The 22,620-nt window shown below is 53.6% G+C and carries 20 protein-coding genes and 1 other RNA gene; 2 read left to right on the top strand and 19 right to left on the bottom strand.

Annotated elements, in window-relative coordinates:
• Window positions 1-9 precede the first annotated feature (9 nt).
• The 3 genes from typA to ACFPOF_RS09830 all read right to left on the bottom strand — a co-directional run bounded on the left by typA (window position 10) and on the right by ACFPOF_RS09830 (window position 3,364).
• Window positions 10-1,851 carry a translational GTPase TypA gene (gene typA, locus ACFPOF_RS09840; RefSeq protein ID WP_378132016.1) on the bottom strand — a complete coding sequence of 614 codons (1,842 nt, stop codon included), beginning with the start codon at window positions 1,849-1,851 and terminating at the stop codon, window positions 10-12.
• A gap of 212 nt (window positions 1,852-2,063) precedes the next feature.
• A complete protein-coding gene (locus ACFPOF_RS09835; RefSeq protein ID WP_378132014.1) occupies window positions 2,064-2,549 on the bottom strand; it encodes a hypothetical protein in 486 nt (161 codons plus the stop codon).
• 143 nt (window positions 2,550-2,692) lie between these two features.
• Window positions 2,693-3,364, bottom strand: a complete 672-nt coding sequence (locus ACFPOF_RS09830; protein WP_378132012.1) for a TerC family protein — start codon at window positions 3,362-3,364, stop codon at window positions 2,693-2,695.
• A gap of 136 nt (window positions 3,365-3,500) precedes the next feature.
• Between ACFPOF_RS09830 and ACFPOF_RS09825 the strand changes: the two genes are divergently transcribed.
• Window positions 3,501-4,256, top strand: coding sequence for a TerC family protein (locus tag ACFPOF_RS09825; RefSeq protein WP_378132010.1), 756 nt, complete (start codon window positions 3,501-3,503; stop codon window positions 4,254-4,256).
• Between the two features lie 33 nt (window positions 4,257-4,289).
• Here ACFPOF_RS09825 and thiI read toward each other — a convergent pair whose 3' ends face one another.
• The 5 genes from thiI to ACFPOF_RS09800 all read right to left on the bottom strand — a co-directional run bounded on the left by thiI (window position 4,290) and on the right by ACFPOF_RS09800 (window position 8,418).
• Window positions 4,290-5,528: a tRNA uracil 4-sulfurtransferase ThiI gene (gene thiI, locus ACFPOF_RS09820; protein ID WP_378132008.1), complete on the bottom strand. Its 1,239-nt coding sequence runs from the start codon at window positions 5,526-5,528 to the stop codon at window positions 4,290-4,292.
• Window positions 5,525-6,706: a cysteine desulfurase family protein gene (locus ACFPOF_RS09815; protein ID WP_378132006.1), complete on the bottom strand. Its 1,182-nt coding sequence runs from the start codon at window positions 6,704-6,706 to the stop codon at window positions 5,525-5,527. The genes thiI and ACFPOF_RS09815 overlap by 4 nt, the downstream gene beginning before the upstream one ends.
• Window positions 6,707-6,821: 115 nt before the next feature.
• Window positions 6,822-7,502 (bottom strand): lytic transglycosylase domain-containing protein, encoded by a 681-nt coding sequence (locus ACFPOF_RS09810; RefSeq protein WP_378132004.1) that lies wholly within the window; start codon window positions 7,500-7,502, stop codon window positions 6,822-6,824.
• Window positions 7,503-7,614: 112 nt separating this feature from the next.
• Window positions 7,615-7,836, bottom strand: a complete 222-nt coding sequence (locus tag ACFPOF_RS09805; RefSeq protein WP_378132002.1) for a DUF1540 domain-containing protein — start codon at window positions 7,834-7,836, stop codon at window positions 7,615-7,617.
• An 81-nt stretch (window positions 7,837-7,917) separates the two neighbouring features.
• On the bottom strand, window positions 7,918-8,418 hold the full coding sequence (locus tag ACFPOF_RS09800; protein WP_378132001.1) for a DUF3907 family protein: 501 nt from the start codon (window positions 8,416-8,418) through the stop codon (window positions 7,918-7,920).
• Window positions 8,419-8,697: 279 nt separating this feature from the next.
• On the opposite strand from ACFPOF_RS09800, the gene ACFPOF_RS09795 reads away from it, so the two are divergent.
• Window positions 8,698-10,536: a S8 family peptidase gene (locus ACFPOF_RS09795; protein WP_378131999.1), complete on the top strand. Its 1,839-nt coding sequence runs from the start codon at window positions 8,698-8,700 to the stop codon at window positions 10,534-10,536.
• Between the two features lie 87 nt (window positions 10,537-10,623).
• Here ACFPOF_RS09795 and rnpB read toward each other — a convergent pair.
• From rnpB to ACFPOF_RS09740, 11 genes are all read right to left on the bottom strand, one after another.
• An RNA gene (gene rnpB, locus ACFPOF_RS09790) (RNase P RNA component class A) lies at window positions 10,624-11,037 on the bottom strand.
• A gap of 67 nt (window positions 11,038-11,104) precedes the next feature.
• Window positions 11,105-12,220: a Nif3-like dinuclear metal center hexameric protein gene (locus tag ACFPOF_RS09785; protein ID WP_378131997.1), complete on the bottom strand. Its 1,116-nt coding sequence runs from the start codon at window positions 12,218-12,220 to the stop codon at window positions 11,105-11,107.
• The gene (locus ACFPOF_RS09780) at window positions 12,187-13,008 is read right to left on the bottom strand and encodes a tRNA (adenine(22)-N(1))-methyltransferase (protein ID WP_378131995.1); all 822 of its coding nucleotides are present in this window, start codon (window positions 13,006-13,008) and stop codon (window positions 12,187-12,189) included. The genes ACFPOF_RS09785 and ACFPOF_RS09780 overlap by 34 nt, the downstream gene beginning before the upstream one ends.
• A gap of 1 nt (window position 13,009) precedes the next feature.
• Window positions 13,010-13,843 (bottom strand): hypothetical protein, encoded by an 834-nt coding sequence (locus ACFPOF_RS09775; protein ID WP_378131993.1) that lies wholly within the window; start codon window positions 13,841-13,843, stop codon window positions 13,010-13,012.
• 85 nt (window positions 13,844-13,928) lie between these two features.
• Window positions 13,929-15,059: an RNA polymerase sigma factor RpoD gene (gene rpoD / locus ACFPOF_RS09770; protein WP_378131991.1), complete on the bottom strand. Its 1,131-nt coding sequence runs from the start codon at window positions 15,057-15,059 to the stop codon at window positions 13,929-13,931.
• 30 nt (window positions 15,060-15,089) lie between these two features.
• Window positions 15,090-16,913: a DNA primase gene (gene dnaG, locus ACFPOF_RS09765; protein ID WP_378131989.1), complete on the bottom strand. Its 1,824-nt coding sequence runs from the start codon at window positions 16,911-16,913 to the stop codon at window positions 15,090-15,092.
• Window positions 16,914-16,993: 80 nt separating this feature from the next.
• The gene (locus ACFPOF_RS09760; RefSeq protein WP_378132312.1) at window positions 16,994-17,464 is read right to left on the bottom strand and encodes a YaiI/YqxD family protein; all 471 of its coding nucleotides are present in this window, start codon (window positions 17,462-17,464) and stop codon (window positions 16,994-16,996) included.
• Between the two features lie 419 nt (window positions 17,465-17,883).
• Entirely contained in the window at window positions 17,884-18,693 is an 810-nt protein-coding gene (locus ACFPOF_RS09755; protein WP_378131987.1) for a pyruvate, water dikinase regulatory protein, read from the bottom strand.
• A 30-nt stretch (window positions 18,694-18,723) separates the two neighbouring features.
• Entirely contained in the window at window positions 18,724-20,805 is a 2,082-nt protein-coding gene (gene glyS, locus ACFPOF_RS09750) for a glycine--tRNA ligase subunit beta (protein WP_378131985.1), read from the bottom strand.
• Window positions 20,798-21,685: a glycine--tRNA ligase subunit alpha gene (gene glyQ, locus ACFPOF_RS09745; RefSeq protein ID WP_378131984.1), complete on the bottom strand. Its 888-nt coding sequence runs from the start codon at window positions 21,683-21,685 to the stop codon at window positions 20,798-20,800. Before glyQ ends, glyS begins: the two co-directional genes overlap by 8 nt.
• Before the next feature lie 596 nt (window positions 21,686-22,281).
• Window positions 22,282-22,620, bottom strand: a 339-nt coding sequence (locus ACFPOF_RS09740) for an integrase core domain-containing protein (protein ID WP_378131982.1), incomplete at its 5' end; no start/stop codon positions are given.

Raw genomic sequence — 22,620 nt, 5'->3', positions numbered from 1 at the left:
CCCTCGAGGTTAGACGCCGGATTCCGCCATGCGGCGCTGCTTCTCGTATCTGTCGCGTTCGCTTTTGTTCAACACTTTTTTACGCAGACGAATGCTCTTCGGCGTAATTTCGCACAGCTCGTCGTCGTTCAAATACTCAAGCGCTTCTTCAAGCGACATGAGACGCGGAGACTTCAACTTGACCGTTTCCTCTTTGTTCGCCGTACGGATGTTATTCACCGCTTTTTCTTTGCAGATGTTAACGATGATATCGGTGTCGCGCGTGTGCTCGCCGACGATCATGCCTTCGTACACATCAAGCCCCGGCTCCAAAAACAGAATGCCGCGGTCTTCGACGCTCATCATGCCGTACGTTGTCGATTTGCCCGTCTCGCTCGCGATCAGCACGCCTTGGTGACGGCCGCCGACTTGTCCGCCGACCATCGGTCCATAGCTGTCGAACGCATGGTTCATGACGCCATAACCGCGCGTCAACGTCAGGAAGTTCGTGCGGTAGCCGATCAAGCCCCGAGCAGGGATGAGGAATTCCAAACGCACCTGGCCCGTACCGTTGTTGATCATGTTCACCATTTCCGCTTTGCGTGTGCCAAGGCTTTCCATGACAGCGCCCATGTTTTCTTCCGGCACGTCGATCAGCAAGCGTTCAATCGGCTCGCTCTTGACGCCGTCAATCACTTTCAGAATTACTTCCGGCTTGGACACCTGGATCTCGAATCCTTCGCGGCGCATGTTCTCGATCAGAATACCAAGGTGAAGCTCGCCGCGTCCGCTGACGACAAACATATCCGGGCTTTCCGTCTCATCTACTTTTAAGCTGACGTCCGTTTCAATTTCTTTGAACAGACGCTCGCGAAGCTTACGGGACGTTACCCACTTGCCTTCGCGTCCGACGAACGGGCTGTTGTTGACGAGGAACGTCATTTGCAGCGTCGGCTCGTCGATGGCGAGTACAGGTAATGCTTCCGGGTTGGCAAGATCGGCGATCGTCTCCCCGATGTTGATTTCTTTCAGGCCCGCGATAGCAACGATGTCGCCTGCAGCCGCTTCTTCAACTTCGATCCGTTTTAATCCTTGGAATCCGAACAACTTCTCGATGCGGGCTTGTTTCACTTGGCCTTCGCGATTAATAACCGCGACGACTTGGCCTTGAGCGATGCGGCCGCGGTTCACGCGCCCGATCGCAATACGACCCATATATTCGTTGTAATCAAGCAAAGTAACAAGGAATTGAAGCGGCGCTTCCGTGTCTTCTTTCGGATGCGGCACTTTATCGAGAACCATCTCGTACAGCGGTTCCATCGTTGGTTGCAAGTCTTCCGGCGTATTGCCTGCGATGCCGTTCAAACCGGATGCGTATACGACCGGGAAGTCCAGTTGGTCGTCGGACGCTTCGAGTTCGATGAACAATTCAAGCACCTCGTCCACGACTTCGGCCGGACGGGCTGCGGGACGGTCGACTTTGTTCACGACTACAACGGGCGTTAAGCCTTGTTGCAGCGCTTTGCGCAAAACGAACTTCGTCTGCGGCATGCAGCCTTCGAATGCGTCAACGACAAGCAGCACGCCGTCGACCATTTTCATAATCCGTTCCACTTCTCCGCCGAAGTCGGCGTGTCCAGGCGTATCGACGATGTTGATCAAATGATCCTTGTATTGAACAGCCGTGTTTTTCGCCAGAATCGTAATGCCGCGCTCGCGCTCAATATCGTTGGAATCCATTGCGCGCTCTTGCAGCTGCTCGTTTTCACGGAAAGTGCCGGACTGACGAAGCAGTTGGTCGACGAGTGTCGTCTTCCCGTGGTCAACGTGGGCAATGATAGCGATGTTGCGAATTTTGTCTCTTGGAAACATGGTTCCACTCCTTATTTATCTCTCGTCCCTGCATGCGGCTATGCGAGAATCGCCTGTTCCGTTAGGGTACGCTAAATCCACAAAACAAAACGCCGACACGAGGTCGACGTTCATACACAAGACCTGGTACGAAATCCGCTACGGGAGTATTAGAGCCCGTACAGTCTTCATCCCTTCTATTATACGCGACTTACGTCGAAAAGCCAACCATTTCATCGCCAGCTTCTCGGACGCCGAACAACGATCCATACGCCGACGCCAATCAGTGCGGCTGCGATCAAATAGATGCCCCAAGTCCAAAGCAGCATAATGACGAACAACGCGGCTGAAACTGCCGCCAAACCGATGGCTGCCGTCCATATTTGACGCGAGCGTTCATAGCTGAACACATAATATTCGTACAGGCCTACGGCAAGCGCGAGCGGAAACAGCGGCCACAGCACTTTCATCAGGCCCCATCCGAACCAATTGCCAATGAGCAGCACAATCGACACGCCCGTCAATGCGCCCGCCGGAATAAGCGCAACCGAAGGAACCATCCGACCGAAGTAAAGGACGTGAAGCAATACGCCGGGTATCAAAATGAACAGCGGCCAGAATACCGAACCGATAAAAGCAAAAACGCCCAACTTGCCCAACAAAATAATCAATCCCACAGCCGCGACGCCAATCCCGACTGCGGCGGATTGTCTGTTCACGATAGTTCCCCCGCTTCATCCATCTCTGAACGTCATGATTCGTTATTCGGAAACCGACGTCTTTTTCTTTAGTTTAATGGAATCGGACAGAAAAAACTAGCTTGCAGGAGCAAAATTTTGCCTGTCAAAATCGCTCATCCCATTCATCCCGCATTACTCCTCCTCCGTAGCAGCAGAGCCGCAATCAGCAGCGCAGCTACGGCCAGCAGCGGAAACAGCTTCTCTACATCCGGCGAAAGACGTTCGATATACGGGCGCATCCCCGGGTCGCTGAGCATCATCTCGGATGCTGTATAGCCGAGCAACCCGCCGCCGATATAGAGCACGCCCGGAAAACGGTCAAGCAGCCGGATAATAAAAGAACTGCCCCATATAATGATCGGGATGCTCATCACGATACCGATAATGATTAATATCACGTCTCCTTTAGCGACGGCGGCGACGGCTAACACATTATCAAGACTCATGACGAAATCGGCGACAACGATTGTCCATACCGCCCCGGCAAGCGTCGAAGCCGCTTTCGTTGAAGCGGAATGCCCCGGTTTATCGAGCAGCAGTTGCAACGCGATCGCGAATAATAATAGTGAGCCTGCGGTTTGCAAAAACGGAATTTTGAGCAGCACGATCGCCCCGAGGGTCAACACGCACCGAAGCGCGATTGCCGCAGCCGCCCCCCACCAAACCGCTTTTCTCCTTTGATTCGGAGGCAATCTCCTCCCCGCCATTGCGATAACGATCGCGTTATCTCCGCTGAGAAGCAAATTAATCATAACGATTTCCATAAAAACGAGCAGCATATCCATCGCGTTCATGTGCAACCCTCCCTCTTACCAGTTTTATGTACAAGCAGACGAGGATATGAGAGCACATTTTTTTTGAATCTTAACGTCCATTCGGACGTATTACCTCGGGAGAAAAGAAAAAGTCACTTTCGATGGGGGAAACTTTATGGAACTGTTCGGTTGGGATATACTCGGCTTGGAGTTTTGGTCTCTCTTACTCACGATCGTGTTCATCGATTTGCTGCTCGCCGGCGACAACGCAATCGTCATCGGGTTAGCCGCGAGAAACCTGCCGAAAGAGATGCAGAATAAAGCGGTGATGTGGGGCACGGTCGGGGCGGTCGTTATTCGTGTCATTGCAACGATGCTTGTCGTGACATTGCTCAAAATCCCATTCCTGCTTGCAGTCGGAGGCGTGCTACTGCTATGGATTGCCTACAAGCTGCTCGTACAAGGCGATGCTCATAGCGAAGTGAAATCGGGTTCGACGCTTTGGGCCGCCATCCGGACGATCGTCATCGCCGATGCAGCGATGGGTCTCGATAACGTCATTGCCGTAGCAGGAGCCGCGCACGGGGACTACTTCCTTGTCGTGCTTGGACTAATCATCAGCATACCGATTGTTGTATGGGGCAGCACGTTGTTTATTAAATTAATCGAGAAATTCCAGATAATTATTTATCTCGGATCCGGCATTCTCGCCTATACAGCTGCCAAAATGATTACCCACGCGGAAGAATTCGAAAGTTTCTTTAAAGACAATGCGGCGATATCGTGGACGTTTATTGCTATCTTGGTCGTGCTCGTCATCGTCGCCGGCGTCTGGACAAATGCACTCAAAGCAAAACGAGCATCCCATGGTAACATGAAAAAGACGACGTCAAAACAACTCGTCGTCAATAAAAGCCGCGAAACGCACTAACGTGCGTTTTGCGGCTTTTTCAATTCTGGGAGCTTAGAACCAATCGTCTTCCGGCGTGGCCTTCACGGTAGATTGGCTTTCAACGCCGCTCTCTGCCGTGTCCTTTAATTCCATCACTTCCGTACCTTCAATAGCCTCTTCGATCAATTGCAAAAAACGTTCTCCCAATCCAGCTTCGGCTTTCTCCACCTGAGCTACACTCGGATTGGTCGCTGGCGACTTCGGCAGGAATAGCGTACAGCAATCCTCGAAAGGCAATATCGACGTCTCGAATGTACCGATTCGATTCGCCATACCGACAATTTCCATCTTGTCCATCATGACAAGCGGTCGCAAAAGCGGCAACGCTGTCGCCCGTCCGATCGCGTTCATACTTCCAAGCGTCTGGCTGGCCACTTGCCCGAGACTGTCGCCCGTCACAATCGCGAGTGCGCCGTTTTGCTCCGCCAATCGCTCTGTTATTTTCAGCATTGCGCGCCTCATGAGCGTAATGGTCAAGCTATCGTTGCCCGAGTGAGCAATCGCCGTCTGCACCTCGGTGAAAGGCACGAGATGAAGGCGAAACTTGCCTCCGTAATACGCGAGCCTCCGCGCGAGCGTAATGACTTTATCTTTCGCCTGCTCGCTTGTGAACGGATAACTATGAAAGTGAACCGCATCGATCCGTAACCCTTGCTTCATCGCCATCCAGCCGGCGACTGGGCTGTCGATGCCTCCGGACAGCAGGAGCATGCCTTTGCCGTTCATGCCAAGCGGAAATCCGCCGATGGCTTTCACGATTTCGCAGTATACATACGCCGCCTCATGCTGTATATCTACTTTCAATTCGATTTCAGGTTGACGAATGTTCACCTTTAAGCCGGGTGTATTGCGCAAAATATGAGCACCTACGAGATGATTCATCTCGATCGAGTCATGAGGGTACTGCTTCCACCCGCGATTTACGCTCACCTTGAAAGTCGCAGGCGTTTTGTCCAGCCCTCGGATAAGTTGCAAAGCATGTGCGCGAATTTGCTCCAAACCGTGCTCGGAGCGAACGACGGGGCTGAACGAAACGATGCCGAATACGTCTTTCAGTCTTGCCGCCACATTCTCGTAGCTTTCGCCGTTCAAATGAATATAAACTCTCGCGTACGTCCTGACGTATTCGAGGGATGGCATCGATCTGAGCGCAACTTTGATTTGATCGAGCAGCATCGTCTCGAACCGATTGCGGTTGCGTCCCTTGATCGTGATTTCGCCGAAGCGAACGATGATCAATTCATAATTCATCCCGGCCGACTCCTTTTTTCCAGCGCCTTCAACTGCGAGATCGCTTGCTTTAATCTATTTCCCAACTCGTCCAGATCGCTTTCTTGGTGCTCATCGCCGAAGCTGATTCGAATGCCGCCGGACGCCCGATCGGTATCGTGTCCCATCGCCAGCAGCACGCGACTCGGCTTTAGACTCTTGGAAGAGCATGCCGACTGCGTCGAGAGCAGAACGCCGTTCTCTTCCAGCATATGAACGAGCACTTCGGGCCGCATGCCTGGATAACTGACATTGACGACATGCGGTGCGGTGTCTTTCTCCCGATCAGGTTCGACACCGACTCCGTTCCATACTAGCTCCGGGATTTGCGCGACAATGTCGTGCAGCTTCCGCCGTAATTCGAACAAGCGAACGCGTCTTGCATCCTGGCTTTCCAGCGATAGCCGAAGCGCCTGAGACATCGCGACGACTGCAGGAACGTTCGTCGTTCCTGCACGCAAACCATGCTCGTGCGAGCCTCCGCCGAACAGCGGCGCCAGTTCAACGCCTTCCTTGACGAGCAGAAACCCGGTACCCTTAGGTCCGCCGAACTTATGTGCCGAGCCCGAGTACAAGTGAACGCCGGATGCAGCGAAAGCGAAAGGCACTTTCCCGATTGCCTGTACGCCGTCGACATGGAATTTGACGTGAGGGAACTCCTTCAGCGCATGTGCAATTTCTTCTATCGGCTGCACCGCTCCCACCTCATTATTCACATGCATAACGCTTACGAGCACCGTATCTTTGCGGAGCGACCGGATGATATCCGCAACATCGACTCGTCCTTTCCCGTCTACAGGCACGATCGTCAATTGTACCCCTTGCGCTTCAAGTTGGCGTGCGCATTCGAGCACGGACGCGTGTTCGACTGCGGATACGATAATATGTTTGTTCGCTCTCGTCGATTTGCCGACGACGCCTTTAAGCGCAAGATTGTTGCTTTCCGTACCACCCGATGTAAAGACGACTTCTTGCGGCTTTGCCATCATCCGTTCGGCGACGCTCGCCCTTGCCCGTTCTGCAAGTTTGGAGGCTTCAACGCCTGAACGGTGCATCGATGACGCATTCGAGTAATGCAGCTTCATCAATTCTGTCATCGTGTCGATCACTTTAGGCCACATCGGCGTCGAAGCGCTATGATCGAAATAATAAGTTTTCATGTCCGCTTCCCTTCTCCATATAAAAAAGAGGATCATACTCGAGCAGCTCACAGCCACCCGTTATGATCCCCTGTTGCCATCATTCAGAAGAACGGCGAGCGACGACGAATGACCGTCAGACGCTTGCTCCCCAGTGGCTGGCGGCATCCAGCACCTTACGAATATAATGCTGCGTCTCGTCCGGCAATTCGTTCATCCGATTCGCGACGTCCGCATCGTTCGCAATGCCGAGGCGATCGACCCGCCCGGGCCCCGCATTGTATGCGGCAAGCGCCGTCTGGACGTTGCCTTCGTATTTGCGAAGCAAATACGACAGAAATCTCGTTCCCCCGTCGATATTCTGCGCAGGATCGAACGAATCCGATACACCGAGCCCGCGGGCCGTGTCGTCCATGAGCTGCATAAGCCCTTTCGCGCCTACTGAGGAAACCGCATCGCTTCTGAAAGAAGATTCTGATTGAATGACGCCTTTAATCAAAGCGGGATCAACACCGTATTTCGCACCCGCAGCTGAAATCAGGCTGTCATATGCCGAGGATGAACCGCTGTCTGCGCCAAGCACTCCGCTCCATGACACGTTCGGCATGCCGAGCGTGGACAATCCTTGAGTCGTTCCGTCCACTCCCGTCAAGGAGGATGACGAATCAAACGTTACCTGATTCAATAACAGTTGGAAGAGACCGGATATATCATTGTTCTGACCGTCTGCGGATTTGGAGATCAGCGGATTTAATTCCGTCGTCCACTGCGCAAGCAGCATTTGTTTCATAATTCGCGGGTCTGTAGATACATTCACGTCGATTAACTCCCGGTCGTCGTAATGGATACCACCATTGTACAACAATCGGAGTAACCCGGCTAGTCCCGACAGATTTCATTCGATTCGTGCTAAAGACCTAGGACGTGTCTTAATCTTCGCGACCGCTGTCTTTCGGTGTAAAAGTCAAGCAGCAAGTAACTGAGGATGTGTTCGCAACATCCTGATGGTCTTCGAACTCGGACGCGAATTCTTCGTTCCAGCGTTGGTTCGCGTGCGCATCAATCTCGATGGCAATTTCTTTCGCCCCGCAACTGTTGCCTTCATTCCAGAACGCACAGCTGCTCACGCTGCATGCTACGTCATTCGGCATAAAAATCACCCCCCTGGCCTAGTGTGCACCCCTTCGGTGAGGGTATGCAGGCAGGGGGGGTGGAGGTTGCAGGCAACGTTGTTATTTCGCTTGGCTTTGCATGCGGCGCTGCGTCAAGTAGTCGCTCTCATAATAAGAAAGATCGTCGCGTAATTCCTCATATACCCGGGAAATGCCGAGAATGACGTCGCGGGCGGCACGCACCGGCTTCGTGCGGAAGCGGATCGCGTCCTGACCCGTATACGCGTAACGGCCGTCTTCGGAATAACATTCGTTTTTCGGATAGAAAAACGAATTAACGCCGTTATGATAGACATCGTACAAAGCGCGTTCGGCAAGCTCGACGTCGAGATTCGGGCGTCTGAGAACCGCACCGAGTTTCTCGTAAGCGACTTCGGAGAAGACGAGCAAGTGGCGAAGATCGGACAGTAACCCCGAATAGAAGTTAACGCTGTCGGCATTGTCCATTTGCGCAAGTTGCTCGATAGCATGGTAATTCAGAAATCGTTCGATTGGTTCGATCGCCGTTTTCAGTTTATCTCGGCTGGATTCGGCAAGCGCCTTGATATTGTTAGCTTGCATGAATGTTCCCCTTTCCGTAGCGCGGAAGCTTATCCATTGGTTGAAAATGGTTGAAATAATCGTAAAACGAAATAGTCCCGCTGTTCGAACGCAGAACCTTCATTATCGTACCATAAAACAAGCCGGAAAGGTACTGTCAGGGGGGAATTTGCACCGTATATTTTTCCCTTTCCCCCTTCATGCTAAAAGAAATGAATCGCCTTCCGATGAAGGTATAAGGAGTGGTTCGCCCTGCGCCGCAAAACACTAATCGGCACGCTGATCGCCGTCGTCGTCCTCATGTCAGCAATTCCTTTCGTTCCGCGAATCATGCCGGGACGCACGACAAACGAAGTCGCCCCCTCCCCCGTTCCCGAATACAGAAAAACCGCTCACGATCCAGCACGCGAAGCTCACTTCAAACAGCAACTCGTCCTCCGGGACATGGAAGCGACCGCACGAATGTCGCGCAAGCAGATCGAGCGGGACGTTGTAAGATTTCTGGGTATCGGGGGAAAAATCGGTTCCGTCGAATCACTGCTTACGCTTCATCCTGAAATCGAATATGTGGAATGGAAATTCGGCAACAAAACGGAGAAGGCTTCCGATAAGACGGTTACCGACAGTTTGATGAAGGCTGCCGAGCCGCATCTTGTCGCCGCGAGGAAAAGCATCACCGAAAAAGGCACTTCTGGTCATACTTCGCAGGCGTTCATGCACGACGGCAAAAGTTATTTCACGATTTCCCGTAAAGCGAACAACGGGCATTCGCTTGTGGCGCTCGTCTCTTCCGAAGTCGTGCAGTCGGTCGAGCGGCATCAGCGCCGCAATCTTCGTATTGTGCCTTATCCGGCCGAGGGAAGGTATCGGATCGAATCCGTCATCCCGGGCACGAACAAGGATACGACTGTACGCAAGGGCGAAGACAATGGCAATGCGAGCCACTATTCCATAGACGAAATCGTCGTGAAATTCCGCAAGCCGCCAACGGAAAAACAACTGCTAGAGCTTCGTCGTGAGCTTGATTTAACCGTCGTTCGTCGTACGGGCAGAACGTTCGTATTTCGTTCGAAGAAACATGAGATGAAAACTCTTCAATTGTATTTCAAGAAAAAATGGAATCCCGAATTTGCCGAGCCCCATTATATCTATTTAACAAATGATATCGCGCCTGCATCCGGGAAATCCGATTTTACGAACTTCGTTCCCAACGATACGTTCTATTCCCAGTACCAGTGGAACTTGCCCGAAATTGCTACGGTTAACGGTTGGAACGTAACCATGGGCAGCAAAGACATCGTTGTCGCCGTGCTGGATACGGGCGTGCAGGCGGATCACCCGGACTTGAAAGGACGTATCGTGAAAGGCGTCAACATCGTCGACCCTTCCGCGCAGCCGGATGACGATGTCGGACATGGCACGCACGTCGCTGGCATTATCGCTGCCGAAATCAACAATAACGAAGGCGTCGCCGGAATGACGTGGTATACGAAAATTATGCCGGTCAAAGTGCTTGATAGCTCGGGGGCGGGCTCTACTTACTCCGTAGCGGAAGGAATTATTTGGGCGACAGACCATGGCGCCCACGTCATTAATATGAGCCTGGGCAATTACGCCGGAGCCGAATTCCTGCATGACGCGCTGAAATACGCTTATGAACGAGGCGTCGTTATCGTCGCCGCTAGCGGTAACGACAATACCGACCGCCCTGGCTACCCGGCCGCTTATCCCGAAGTCATCGGCGTGTCCGCCACTGACGCCGACGAAACGCGGGCAGAATATTCGAACTACGGCGATTATATTTCAGTCGCCGCACCCGGTACGTCCATCCCAAGCACGTACCCCGGAAGCCGATATGCTTCCTTGTCTGGTACTTCGATGGCATCCCCGCACGTAGCCGCGCTCGCATCGCTCGTTAAATCGGCAAAGCCGAGCTTAACGAACGTGCAGATTGCCGACCTGTTACGCGAGACGGCGAAGGACCTTGGTAAAAAAGGCAAAGACATCGACTTCGGCTACGGCCAGATCGATGTTAACGCGGCGCTTCAAGCCGCCGTTGGGACAAACGTATCGCTTCAGCTCTTTCCGCAGCAAGTTCGCAAAGAACTTCAAAAGCTGGTAGATCAGCCGGCACCTTAATCTAGCCGATGAAAAAAACGCTTCCCATCGTCCGTCGCTTGCGCGATGACGGTAGGAAGCGTTTTGTCGCTAACACTTATTTGTTAACCGGGAAGTTTGCCGTAAGCCGGGTTCTGTGCTTCCGGTGGTCATAACGGGCTTGCACCCTCCCACGTATGGAAGCGACAATCATCTTTCTAGGCTCGGCATTGCTGCCGGGCTCAAGCGACCAACCCGAACGCACCCCGGGCAAGGGCTGGCATCGCTGCCTGCGTTCTCCTAGGTCTTGCTCCGAATGGGGTTTACCAGGGACAAAGTCGCCAGTGCCCCTCGTGGTCTCTTACACCACGGTTCCACCCTTGCCTGATCTGACTTCCCTTTCGGGGAGCAGCCATCGGCGGTCCATTTCTGTGGCCCTATCCTTCGACTCGCGTCGACTGGACGTTATCCAGCATCCTGCCCTGCGGAGCCCGGACTTTCCTCTCGCGGCGCGAAGCCGCCAGCGATTGTCTGTCAAACTTCCGGTTAGCAACGACTAGTATAACTCGATTTTGTCACGCTGGCAAACGGAGCCCGTTGGAGACGCTGGTTATTTTAACCGAAAAGGTTCCGTATCCACTGCAGATGCGATAACTTCCGTTTTGTAACTTTGGCGAGCCAACTGCTCAGCCAGCCACTTCGCAACGTGCGGTCTCATGATTTTTTCGGCGTGATGACCTGGGTCGACGATCGACATTCCCGCCGCCAGCGCGTCTTGGGCCGTATGGAAGTCGATGTCTCCCGTCACGAGCACGTCCGCCCCGGCGAAAATCGCATGACGCACATACTTGGCTCCCGAACCGCCCAGCACCGCAACTTTGCGAATTTTTTTCTCTCCGTCTCCGACCACGCGGACGAACGGCACATCAAACGCTTTTTTGACTCGTTCCGCGAATTCGTCCAGCGTCTCCGGTTCGGACAGTTTGCCTACCCGTCCCAAGCCGAACGAACGTCCCTTCAAGTCCATCGCATACAAGTCGTATGCAACCTCTTCATAAGGATGCGCCTTCAACATCGCGGCAATCGCCTTTTTCCTCACGCTGAGCGGCACGATCGTCTCGATTCGGATCTCTTTCGTCTCGGTCAACGCGCCTTGCTTGCCGATGAATGGATCGCTTCCTTCTCTCGGTAGAAACGTACCGGTTCCTTCGACATTAAAGCTACAATGACTGTAATTGCCAATCCAGCCCGCCCCAGCATTAAACAGAGCGTTTTTAACTGCTTCGTGATGGGATTCGGGCACGAATACGGCTAGTTTATACAATTGATCCGTGTGTACTTCTTCAAGCACGTCCCGACCGTTCAACTCGAGTGCTTCCGCCATCCAGTCGTTCAAGCCGCCGTCTGCCGAATCCAGGTTCGTATGGGAGATATACACTGCAATATCATTTTTGATCAGATTCGCAGTAAGCGCCCCGGATGGCGTATCCGTTCGCAGATGGGCAAGTGGTCGGAAAATGACGGCATGGTGCGCGATGATCAACTCGGCACCGAGCGCCTTCGCTTCTTCTACGACCGCTTGCGTCACGTCCAGCGTGACGAGCACTTTGCGCACTTCCTTTGATACGGAGCCAACCTGCAGTCCGATCTTATCGTCCGGCACCGCGTAATGTTTCGGAGCGAGACGCTCCATCAATTGGACGATTGTTTCGCCTCGCGCAAACATGAGAGCACCTCCTGAATTTCCCGCACGTCCTCTTCCCATTCCCGCGCCTTCTCTGCAGCTTCGGGGGCGGTTGCGTGCTTCAGCTGTAAAATCACTCTTTCTCGTTTGGCGATTTCCTGCTCCCATTTCTTAAGAAAAATCGGGGATGCTTCCTGAAGAAGATGAGGTCCCATATCATAGAGCAAAGAATCGGATAATTGGACGTTTCCGGAAGCTTGTTTACCGGCGTCGTACAGACGCTTGTTGGCCAAGGCAGCCGCATTCGCATCTTCAACTTTGGTCGCGCGAAGAAGCGTATAGATGACTCCTTCCTCCTCCAGCAACCGTTCCCGGTCAAGCACATAACTCATCTTGACCAGCCAGCGTCTAACGGCCTCTTCGGCCACATGTGGAGACAGCACAAGCGTCTTCGCCGCACCCAGCTTGTTTTTACCTTGCTCGAGAATCCGAGCCATCAAACTGCCGCCCATTCCGGCAATTGTCACCGCGTCCACTTCGCCAGGTTCAAGCACTTCAAGTCCGTCGCCTTTGCGCACGACGACGATACCGTCAAGCCCCGCGTCAGCCACTTGTTTTCTCGCCGCTTCGACAGGGCCGTCGTGAATGTCTCCCGCGACCGCATAGACGATATCCCCATTTGTTGCTAAGTAGACCGGCAGAAGCGCGTGATCCGTGCCGATGTCGGCGAATCTGGCGCCTTGAGGCACCCATTCTGCCAGCGCTGCTAGCCTGCGGGACAACTTCGGCGGTTCCTTGCGCACCGCTGCATTTGTATCCATCTCGTTCATGTTAAGCAACCCATTCCATCCATTGTTTTCTTAAACGGAACATGCAGAGACCTGCCACGAGTATTTTCACGACGATCTCCGCCTGAATCCAATTCTCTCCGATGCCGTACAAAGCCGAATACACTTCCGGCATGAACCATAATACAAGCGCGGTTGCAAACAGCACCGCTCCGGCGGACTTGACTCTGACATGTAGAAACCAACTCAGCCAGGCAAATAGAAGAGCGGCAGGCAGCCAGAACAGTTGTACTTCAGCAATGCCCGGGTCGGATACATGTCTCGCTAGAAGCAAAGCGTAAAGTACGATTGCCGCAAGCCAGCCGCCGCCCTGCAGTAACGTTGATCTAAGCGCAAGTCCGCATGCGAGCCAGATGAACGCGCAACACCCGAGCAACCACTCGGTTCCCGAATCTGAACGCCAGCCGTTAATCCCGACGATGGCATAGCCAACGCCGATCAGAAGCACCATCCCCGCCCCCATCGACAGCCAGGCACGCATCGGCGACACCTCGCGCGAACGGGCGCCGATGACAGTTAGAGCCGCTGCCGCCGCGACTGCCAATCCTATTTGCAATAGCGGGTGAAACGCGCTAAAATGAAGAACAACAACACAAATCAAGGCAAAACTTCCAAAAGAAAGAAGCCATAACTTGCCCGAAGCTTGCCCGATTTTTTTTACCGCGTTCCCGATCGGTCCGAGCGGACGTTCGTTCAGATCATCCAAATAAATATTTTGCAGGAAGTCGCAATATTGCTCCGGCAGCAGCTTGTTACGCCGCCAGGACTCGATTTCCTTGACGATCATCTCGCGTTTCTGTTCGTTCGCTTCCGCCATGCCGGCAATGCCTCCTCGCGCCATTTGAAGAAAAAGACCTTCAACCGTAACGGTAAAGGTCTCGATAGCGCCATATGGTTTCGGCTTATTCCAAGAAATCTTTCAAGCGTTTGCTGCGACTCGGATGGCGAAGCTTGCGAAGCGCCTTCGCTTCGATCTGACGAATCCGTTCGCGTGTCACTCCGAATACTTTACCCACTTCTTCAAGCGTGCGCGTACGGCCGTCGTCGAGTCCAAAACGCAACCGGAGAACGTTCTCCTCGCGCTCCGTCAGCGTGTCCAACACGTCTTCGAGCTGTTCTTTCAGAAGTTCGTAAGCTGCGGCGTCCGCCGGAGCCAGCGCCTCTTGATCTTCAATGAAGTCGCCCAGATGGGAATCGTCTTCTTCACCGATCGGCGTTTCGAGCGAAACCGGCTCTTGAGCGATTTTCATTATCTCGCGGACTTTATCTACGCTAAGCTCCATCTGTTCCGCGATTTCCTCCGGCGCCGGCTCTCTTCCGAGCTCTTGCAGCAGTTGGCGGGATACGCGAATGAGCTTGTTGATCGTTTCGACCATGTGGACGGGAATACGAATCGTTCTCGCTTGGTCCGCGATTGCCCGCGTAATCGCTTGGCGAATCCACCATGTTGCGTACGTACTGAATTTGAAGCCTTTGTCGTGATCGAATTTCTCGACGGCTTTCAGCAGACCCATATTGCCTTCCTGGATCAAATCCAGGAACAGCATGCCGCGTCCGACATAACGTTTCGCGATACTGACGACAAGGCGAAGGTTGGCTTCCGCCAGCCTTTTTTTCGCTTCTTCGCCGTCCGGTCCGCCGATCTCGATTTTCTTCGCCAGTTCAACCTCGTCATCCGCGCCAAGCAGCGGCACCCGTCCGATTTCCTTCAAGTACATCCGTACGGGATCGTTGATCTTGATGCCCGGCGGCAAGCTCAGATCGTCGTCGAAATTAAACTCGTCGCGCTCTTCCTCTTCCCCGCTGCCGTGTCTGCCCAACTCGTCGTGATCGTTGGACACTTCGATGCCGATATCCGCCAGTTGTTCGAAGAACTCGTCAATCTGCTCGGGATCCTGATCGAAGGGCGACAGCTTCTCCATAATATCTTTATAGGTCAAAGAAGATTTTTTCTTACCTTGTTCGATGAGCTGCGCTTTGACCTGTTCAAGCGTCAGTTCCGTTTCAAGTCCGGTGTGTTGATCGTTAGCCATAACCGACTCCCTCCTCCCTGAACGCGGCGCCTAATAAAGTTTGCGCTGCTTTTCCAGGGCGATAATCTCTAAACCCATTTGCGTTGCCCGAGCGTAATCGCCTTCTTTTTGAGCACGATTCAACTCTTCGGTCAGCCTTTCAACTTCCCTCGCCAGAGAAGCACGACCGATCGTTCTGATGCAATCTTCCAGTTCCCGCTCGCCATACGGGATATCTATCAATGCGATGGCGCTAGCCGCGCGTTCCAGGCGGTCGTCCTGCAGGGTCGCGACGAACCTTCCGACATCAGGATCATGGTTCTGGGCGTAAAATGCATATAAATAAGCAGCCAAAGCTGCGTGATCCTCGACATGAAACCGATCTCCGAGCTTCTGTTCCACGAGCAGCGCCGTTTCCTTGTTCTGCATCATCCAGGAAAGCAACTGTCGTTCCGCGTTGACGTTGGCCGTAACTAGCGGCGGGTTTTTGGGCGCGGATATTTTTTCATTCCATACATTATTCCACGTTCCAGACGGAATATCCCCTGAGTTTCCCAATTTCTCCTGCTGCCTAATATCCGCTGCCTCTTGCTTTAGCGTATCGATCGAAACGCCGAACTCTTGAGCGAGCTCTTTCAGCAGCAACTCCCGTTCCGTCGGAGAATCGCGTCTTGCAACGAGGCGAACCGCTTCGCGCAAATACCTAATCCTTCCATCTTCCTCTAGGAGTATATGGGATTTCCTTAAATATATAAGCTGAAATTTGATCGCGGATACAGCGCCTTCGATAATCTCCCTGACGAACGGCTCCGGCCCATAGGACGTAATGTACTCATCCGGGTCCATTCGATTCGGCAAAATTCCGACTCTAACCCTAAAGCCCGCCTCTTCCAAAATCGGAATGCTCTTGTGCGCGGCCGCTTGTCCCGCGTCGTCTCCGTCGTAGCAGATCACCGCCTCATCGGCGAACCGTTTCAGCAGTGCCGCGTGTTCGCCCGTAAGCGCCGTCCCCATCGTCGCGACACCTTGGTGAACACCGGCCGACCAAGCTTTGATGACGTCAACATAACCTTCAAGGAGCACGACTTGCCTCATTCGCCGAATCGCGGGACGGGCTTGTCCGAGTCTGTAAAGCGTACGGCTTTTGTTAAAAAGCGGCGTCTCCGGAGAGTTCAAATATTTGGGCTGCCCGTCGGTCATCAGCCTTCCCCCGAACGCAATCTCGCGTCCGTTCGCGTCGTGGATCGGGAACATAATTCGGTCTCGGAAGCGATCGACATAACCTTCGCCTTCCTGCCTACGGGACAATAGTCCGCCCGTTTCCATCTCTGCGAGAGAATAGCCTTTGCGTTCGAGCGCCTGGGTCAGCGTATCCCATCTTGCCGGGGCGTATCCGATACCGAATTCCTCGATCAAAGCATCGGTGAACCCCCGCGAATTTAAGTAAGCTTTCGCCGGCTTCGCCACTTCCATGTTCTGAAGCAAGTAATGATACAGCTTCGCGCTGTACGTGTGCGCCTCGAGAAGCGCATGCTTTTCTTTCTGCCGCGGCGACGACTCGTCCGGCACGGCCGACCAAGTGACGGGGAGGCCCGCTTCCTCGGCCAGCGACTTGACTGCCTCGGGAAACGATTCTCCTTCCATCTCCATGACGAACTTGATGACATTGCCGCCTTTACCGCAACCGTAGCAATGATAGATTTGCTTTTCCGGGGTTACGGTGAAAGAAGGCGTCTTCTCGGAATGGAAAGGGCACAAACCCTTCAAATACTTCCCCTGTTTCGTCAAATGAACGTATTTGCCTACGGTTTCCCCGATATCGTGCCGCCTCAGCACCTCGTCGATGACCGATTGTGGGATCATTCCGTTATTCATGCTTCTCACCTGATTTCCTTGCACACGGATTTATGCGGCATCGCCAGCACAGTCCGTTTACGCGCACCTCATACATTTCGCTAAAGGTCGGAATTCTCCTGCATCCCCCTCAGCAATCTTGTCAGTTTTTGTTGAAACTTCTCGCGATCTTCCGCAGTGAACGCTCGAGGCCCCTTCGTACGCATACCTCCCCGGCGCATTCGCGCCGAAAAATGACGTTGTTCGAGCAAGCCCTCGATATCGCCCTCCCGAATTTCCTTTCCTCTGTGCGTAAGCACCGCCGCTCCTCTTGCGAGTCCAAGCGCCGCCAGCCCATAGTCTCCTGTCACGAGAATATCGCTGCTTTTCAGCACATTCGCGATGTATAAATCCGCGGCCTGATCGCTGGCATCGACAGTCACGACGTCGACGGAAGGCTCCGATTGCAGGAAGTGGGCGTGACTGGACACGAGCAGCGCGGTAACGCCGCATTCTCTCACCGTTCTTGCAATTTCCGCCTTAACCGGACAAGCGTCGCCATCAACCACGACCCGAAGACGTGGCACAACCATCGACATCACCCGCGATCCACCCAAAGTTTGCCGTAATATTATATACGCTAACGGGAGCGGAAATCCTGCATTCGCTTCGCAAATTTTCTGCCGGACGGTATTCGAAAGCTGTTCGGATGCACACTGCGCGACGACTACCCAAACCCTTGAATGGCGGGCGTTTCGCGTTTTAAACGTAATGTTATTTACGTCGAAAAAGCAGAAATGATCTCCAGCGTTCGACAAACGTTCAAAATTTGCTCACATATTGCCGCAACAGATGTTCATTATTGTTGTTATCGGACATTCGACCTATTTTTTTTAGAGCAATTCGTTCTCTGTGCCCATAGCTTCGACGATTTCATTCTTCCTTATTCCATACACCGGCCATTCGGAAAACAAGAAGAGAACCTCGCGGGTTCTCTTCTCCGACCGGTCGCTTACGTTCGCTGGAAATGCTCGATGATCATACTCGCTGTTTCTTCGACCGCCTTGTTGGATACGTCTATGACAATACAGCCGATTTTGTCCATGACCGCTTTCGCATGCTCCAGTTCTTTCAGTATCCGTTCATTTGTCGCGTAAGGCGCGGAGTCCGGCAATCCGAGGGCTTTCAGCCGCTCTTTGCGGATCGCGTTAAGCGACTCCGGGTTGATGGTCAGCCCGACGACCTTCTCCGGGGGAACGAGGTACAGCTCTTTCGGCGGCACCAGCTCCGGAACGAGCGGCACGTTCGCGACTTTGAACGTTTTGTGGGCGAGCACCATCGACAACGGCGTCTTGGATGTCCTTGACACGCCGACAAGAACGATATCCGCCTTCGCGATGCCGGTCACATCCCTTGCGTCGTCATAACGTACGGCGAATTCGACCGCTTCCATTTTGCGAAAATAATCGGCATTCAGCACGTGGTTCAGCCCTGGCTCGTGCCGGGAAGGATGGCCGAGCGTTTTCTCCAAATTATCGATCAACGATCCGAGCAAGTCGATCGCCGTTACCTCTTCCGCTTGCGCCCGCTCAACCATATAATCCCGCAGGAAAGGAATGACAAGCGTATACAGGACGATACTTCTGTCCGCCTTCGCGGCGGAAAGAACGGTATCGATCCCTTCCTTCGTCTGCATGAAAGCGGCCCGGCGAATGTGAATGGTGAGCGGATGGAATTGGGCGGCGGCAGCCCGCACGGCCAATTCCCCCGTATCGCCCGCAGAATCGGAAACGACGTATACGGTAACGCTAGATTGGGTCATTTCGGTTCGCCCCTTTCTCAGCCTCTTCGTTCAGCCTGTCAACTTGGAGAAGTCCGCGAACAGCTTGACGTCGTCTGCGACAAGCGCCAGAATCGCCAGCCGGTTACGACGAAGCGCTTCGTCTTCGGCCATCACCATGACCGCCTCGAAGAAGGCGGTTACGGATTCCCGAAGCGAAGACAAGGAAGTCAGCGCGCCCGCCATGTCCGCCTTCGCCGCGGATCCGACGATTTCACCGTGCGCTTTCTGCCAGGCTTCGTACAACGCTATCTCAGCCGGATCGGCGAACAAGTTCGCATCCACCTGTTTGGCATCCGCCTTGGCCGCCAGGTTGCACACCCGGTTAAACGCTTCGACCGCAGGGCGGAATTCCGCTTTGCCTTCCCCGTCTTGCACCGCTTGTAACGCCTGAGCGCGCAATACGGCACGGCGGACATCTTTGACGCCTGCCCCGAGAATTGCATCGATGACATCGTAACGAATCGACAGATCGGACAACACGTTCTTCATTCGCAGGGAGAAAAATTCGTTCATGTCTTTCGAGACGTCGAACGCTTCGCGTTTCAAACCGCGCGCCACATGGGCCTCGAGTCCGATCGCGAACAATTCGTCCAGCGTAATCTCCAGTTCATGAGAAAGAAGTGTATTCACGATACCCGCCGCTTGGCGACGAAGCGCATAAGGATCTTGCGACCCGGTCGGAATAATGCCGATCGAGAAGCAGCCCGCGATCGTATCAAGCTTGTCGGCGATGCCGACGATCGCGCCAACGAGAGAGGCCGCTGGACGGTCGCCCGCATTGCGCGGTGAATAATGCTCGTTGATCGCTTTGGCGACGGCTTCCCGCTCGCCGGCTTTGCGGGCATAATCTTCGCCCATGATGCCTTGCAGTTCGGGGAATTCGTAGACCATCTGCGACACAAGGTCGAATTTGCAAATGTCGGCAGTACGCATAACGTCCGCCAGCGTCTGTTCGTCTACGCGCAGATGGCGGGCGATGCGTTCCGCAACGGCGCGGACGCGACGGACTTTATCCGCAACCGAGCCGAGTTCTTCGTGATAAACGATATTTTCAAGCTTCGCCAACGCGTCCGCGATGACGAGTTTTTTGTCTTCCTCATAGAAAAACTTCGCGTCGGACAAACGGGCACGAAGCACTTTCTCGTTACCCCGAGAGACGACGTCCAAAGATCTCGCATCGCCGTTGCGTACCGTTACGAAATGCGGCAGCAGCTTGCCTTCGCCATCCAGCACCGGGAAATAGCGTTGATGCTCGCGCATCGAAGTAATGAGCACTTCCTGCGGAATATTCAAGAACGACGGGTCGAACGAACCGGACAGCACGGTTGGCGTCTCTACGAGGAAAAGCACTTCCTCAAGGAGATCGTCTTTCACCGCGATATGCCAGCCTCTTTCGCCAGCCATCTGTTCTATGCCTGCAACAATCGCCTGCTCCCGTTCCGCCACGTCCGCAATAACATGCTGCCCGCGTAATTTAGCAACGTATTCGGAAGGTTCGGCGATCGCCGTCTCTCCGCCTAAAAAGCGGTGGCCGCGAGTGATGTCTCCGCTCTTCACCCCAGTGATCTCGAACGGCACGACTTCGGAACCGTGGAGCGCAACGAGCCAGCGAATCGGCCGAACATATCGCAGCTCGTAACCGCCCCATCTCATATTTTTGGGGAACGTCAGCGATGTGACTAGCGCTGGCAAAGCTTCGGAAAGCAGGCTGGCCGTCTCGACGCCGATGCTGCTTTTATTCGCAAACAAATATTCGACGTTCGCGACTTCGCGGATGAACAGCGATGCGGGATCTACCCCTTGACTGCGCGCAAAACCGAGCGCCGGCTTGCTCAACTCGCCGTTCTCGTCATACGCGATTTTACGAGACGGGCCTTTGACTTCTTCGCTTACGTCTTCTTGTTTGTCGGCGATCTGCGAAACAAGCACCGCCAACCTGCGCGGCGTTGCGTATGCTTTCACTTCTTCGTATGCGATGCGGCTGTCCGACAGCCACTTCTCCGTCTTCTCCTTCAATTGCTCCATCGCCGCCCGCACGAAGCGGGCCGGAACTTCCTCCAGACCGATCTCCAGCAATAAATCTTTAGCCAATGTTCGCCGCCCCTTTCTTCAGCAGTGGGAAACCAAGACGTTCGCGCTCTTGCAAGAACGTCGCCCCAACCTGACGCGCCAAATTGCGAACGCGTGTAATGTAGCCTGTACGTTCCGTTACGCTGATAGCCCCCCGAGCATCGAGCAAATTAAACGTATGCGAGCATTTGAGAACGTAATCGTAAGCTGGGAACACGAGGTCCGCTTCCATTGCGCGCTTGGCTTCGCCTTCATATGTCGAGAATAATTGGAACAGCATCGCAACATCCGATACTTCGAACGTATATTTGGAATGCTCATATTCCGGATGTTTGAACACATCGCCGTAATTGACGCCTTCAACCCACTCCAGATCAAACACGTTTTCCTTATCTTGAATATAGGAGGCGAGACGCTCCATCCCATATGTGATTTCTACCGCTACCGGATGACAATCAATGCCACCAACTTGCTGGAAGTACGTAAACTGCGTCACTTCCATGCCATCGAGCCATACTTCCCATCCGAGCCCCCATGCGCCCAGCGTTGGCGATTCCCAGTTGTCCTCGACGAATCGAATATCGTGGTCAAGCGGTTCGATGCCGAGTTTCCTCAAGCTTTCCAAATAAAGCTCCTGGATGTTGTCAGGTGAAGGCTTCATAATCACTTGAAACTGGTGATGTTGGTACAGTCGGTTCGGGTTTTCCCCATACCGGCCGTCTGCCGGTCTTCTGGAAGGCTCCACGTACGCGACGTTCCACGGTTCCGGACCGATTGCCCGAAGGAATGTCATCGGATTCATCGTGCCTGCGCCTTTCTCCGTGTCATATGGCTGCACGACGATGCAGTTTTGCTCCGCCCAGAACTGCTGAAGCGTAAGCGTCATTTGCTGGAAGTTCATTGCCATCTCGCTCCTTTTTTCGTTGACGAATCCGAGTGTTTTCCGAACAACATAAAAAACTCCTGTCCCACGCCTGCTGAAAGCAGACATAGGGACGGGAGTCGATCGTTTCCCGCGGTTCCACCCTACTTGGTTTCGCGCTTGCGACGCCGGCAGCAGCCGACGAGCCCGGAAACCCGCCTTGATTGTCGCGATTGCTCGCCATGTCTCTCCAGAGCGCCATTCGTCGATCCGTAACCTCCGGGCTTGCACGATCCCCGGCTCGCTGCGCGTACGTTTGTTCGACGTCCTTCTCTTTCACAGAGACGATATAGATAATGAAAACAGTGTATACGATGCAGGCACGCTATGTCAAACGAAACGATCGCCGGAATAATCCGCGGATCGGGCACTCACGTACGAACACGCGCTCGCCTCAGTCGCGCTCTGAAAGCGGGTTTTTCCCGCTTATTTCGCCGGAGTCGTCTCAGCCGCGCTCTGCAAGCGGGTTTTTCCCGCTTATTTCGCTGAATTCACACCAGCCGCGCTCTGTACGGTGCGACCCCCTAATTCCGGAGTCTTCCGTATAAAATCGATTCATGACGTAGTTATGATCTTTATTTCGCGTTCTTTCTCGGCCAGAAGAATTTTGACCGGTCACTTAAACTCATTACCCACTCTGAAAACTTAACCGGTGGCATTTTTCGAAGGCTTGTGTGCATTCTTCGGTTGTTGTAGAAGTCCATGTATCGGTCTACAGCTGCGTAAGCCTCTTCGAACGTTGCGAACTCTTCTTTCTTGAAAACATCTCGTTCTAAAGAGCTGTGGAATGATTCAATAAAAGCATTCAGATCCCGCGTTCTTGGTGGAATGCGTTCGTGAGTGACCTCCCAGCTTTCACACATGTCTCCGAATAGGTGACTCACGAACTGTGGCCCATTGTCAGTTCGTATTAC

The organism is Cohnella soli, from assembly GCF_042655525.1.
Taxonomy (GTDB): Bacteria; Bacillota; Bacilli; order Paenibacillales; family Paenibacillaceae; genus Cohnella; species Cohnella soli.
The sequence above is the reverse complement of the archived record's forward strand: the minus strand, read 5'-3'. Positions and strand labels throughout refer to the sequence as shown.

Bases quoted from the DNA above. Each gene is read 5' to 3' on its own strand.
- rpoD (WP_378131991.1), bottom strand. From the start codon at position 15,059: ATGGCTAACGATCAACACACCGGACTTGAAACGGAACTGACGCTTGAA.
- ACFPOF_RS09775 (WP_378131993.1), bottom strand. From the start codon at position 13,843: ATGGCGGAAGCGAACGAACAGAAACGCGAGATGATCGTCAAGGAAATC.
- dnaG (WP_378131989.1), bottom strand. From the start codon at position 16,913: ATGAATAACGGAATGATCCCACAATCGGTCATCGACGAGGTGCTGAGG.
- typA (WP_378132016.1), bottom strand. From the start codon at position 1,851: ATGTTTCCAAGAGACAAAATTCGCAACATCGCTATCATTGCCCACGTT.
- ACFPOF_RS09755 (WP_378131987.1), bottom strand. From the start codon at position 18,693: ATGACCCAATCTAGCGTTACCGTATACGTCGTTTCCGATTCTGCGGGC.
- ACFPOF_RS09760 (WP_378132312.1), bottom strand. From the start codon at position 17,464: ATGGTTGTGCCACGTCTTCGGGTCGTGGTTGATGGCGACGCTTGTCCG.
- ACFPOF_RS09830 (WP_378132012.1), bottom strand. From the start codon at position 3,364: ATGAACGCGATGGATATGCTGCTCGTTTTTATGGAAATCGTTATGATT.
- ACFPOF_RS09825 (WP_378132010.1), top strand. From the start codon at position 3,501: ATGGAACTGTTCGGTTGGGATATACTCGGCTTGGAGTTTTGGTCTCTC.
- ACFPOF_RS09815 (WP_378132006.1), bottom strand. From the start codon at position 6,706: ATGAAAACTTATTATTTCGATCATAGCGCTTCGACGCCGATGTGGCCT.
- thiI (WP_378132008.1), bottom strand. From the start codon at position 5,528: ATGAATTATGAATTGATCATCGTTCGCTTCGGCGAAATCACGATCAAG.
- ACFPOF_RS09795 (WP_378131999.1), top strand. From the start codon at position 8,698: ATGTCAGCAATTCCTTTCGTTCCGCGAATCATGCCGGGACGCACGACA.
- ACFPOF_RS09785 (WP_378131997.1), bottom strand. From the start codon at position 12,220: ATGTTTGCGCGAGGCGAAACAATCGTCCAATTGATGGAGCGTCTCGCT.
- ACFPOF_RS09800 (WP_378132001.1), bottom strand. From the start codon at position 8,418: ATGCAAGCTAACAATATCAAGGCGCTTGCCGAATCCAGCCGAGATAAA.
- glyQ (WP_378131984.1), bottom strand. From the start codon at position 21,685: ATGAACTTCCAGCAAATGACGCTTACGCTTCAGCAGTTCTGGGCGGAG.
- ACFPOF_RS09805 (WP_378132002.1), bottom strand. From the start codon at position 7,836: ATGCCGAATGACGTAGCATGCAGCGTGAGCAGCTGTGCGTTCTGGAAT.
- ACFPOF_RS09780 (WP_378131995.1), bottom strand. From the start codon at position 13,008: ATGAACGAGATGGATACAAATGCAGCGGTGCGCAAGGAACCGCCGAAG.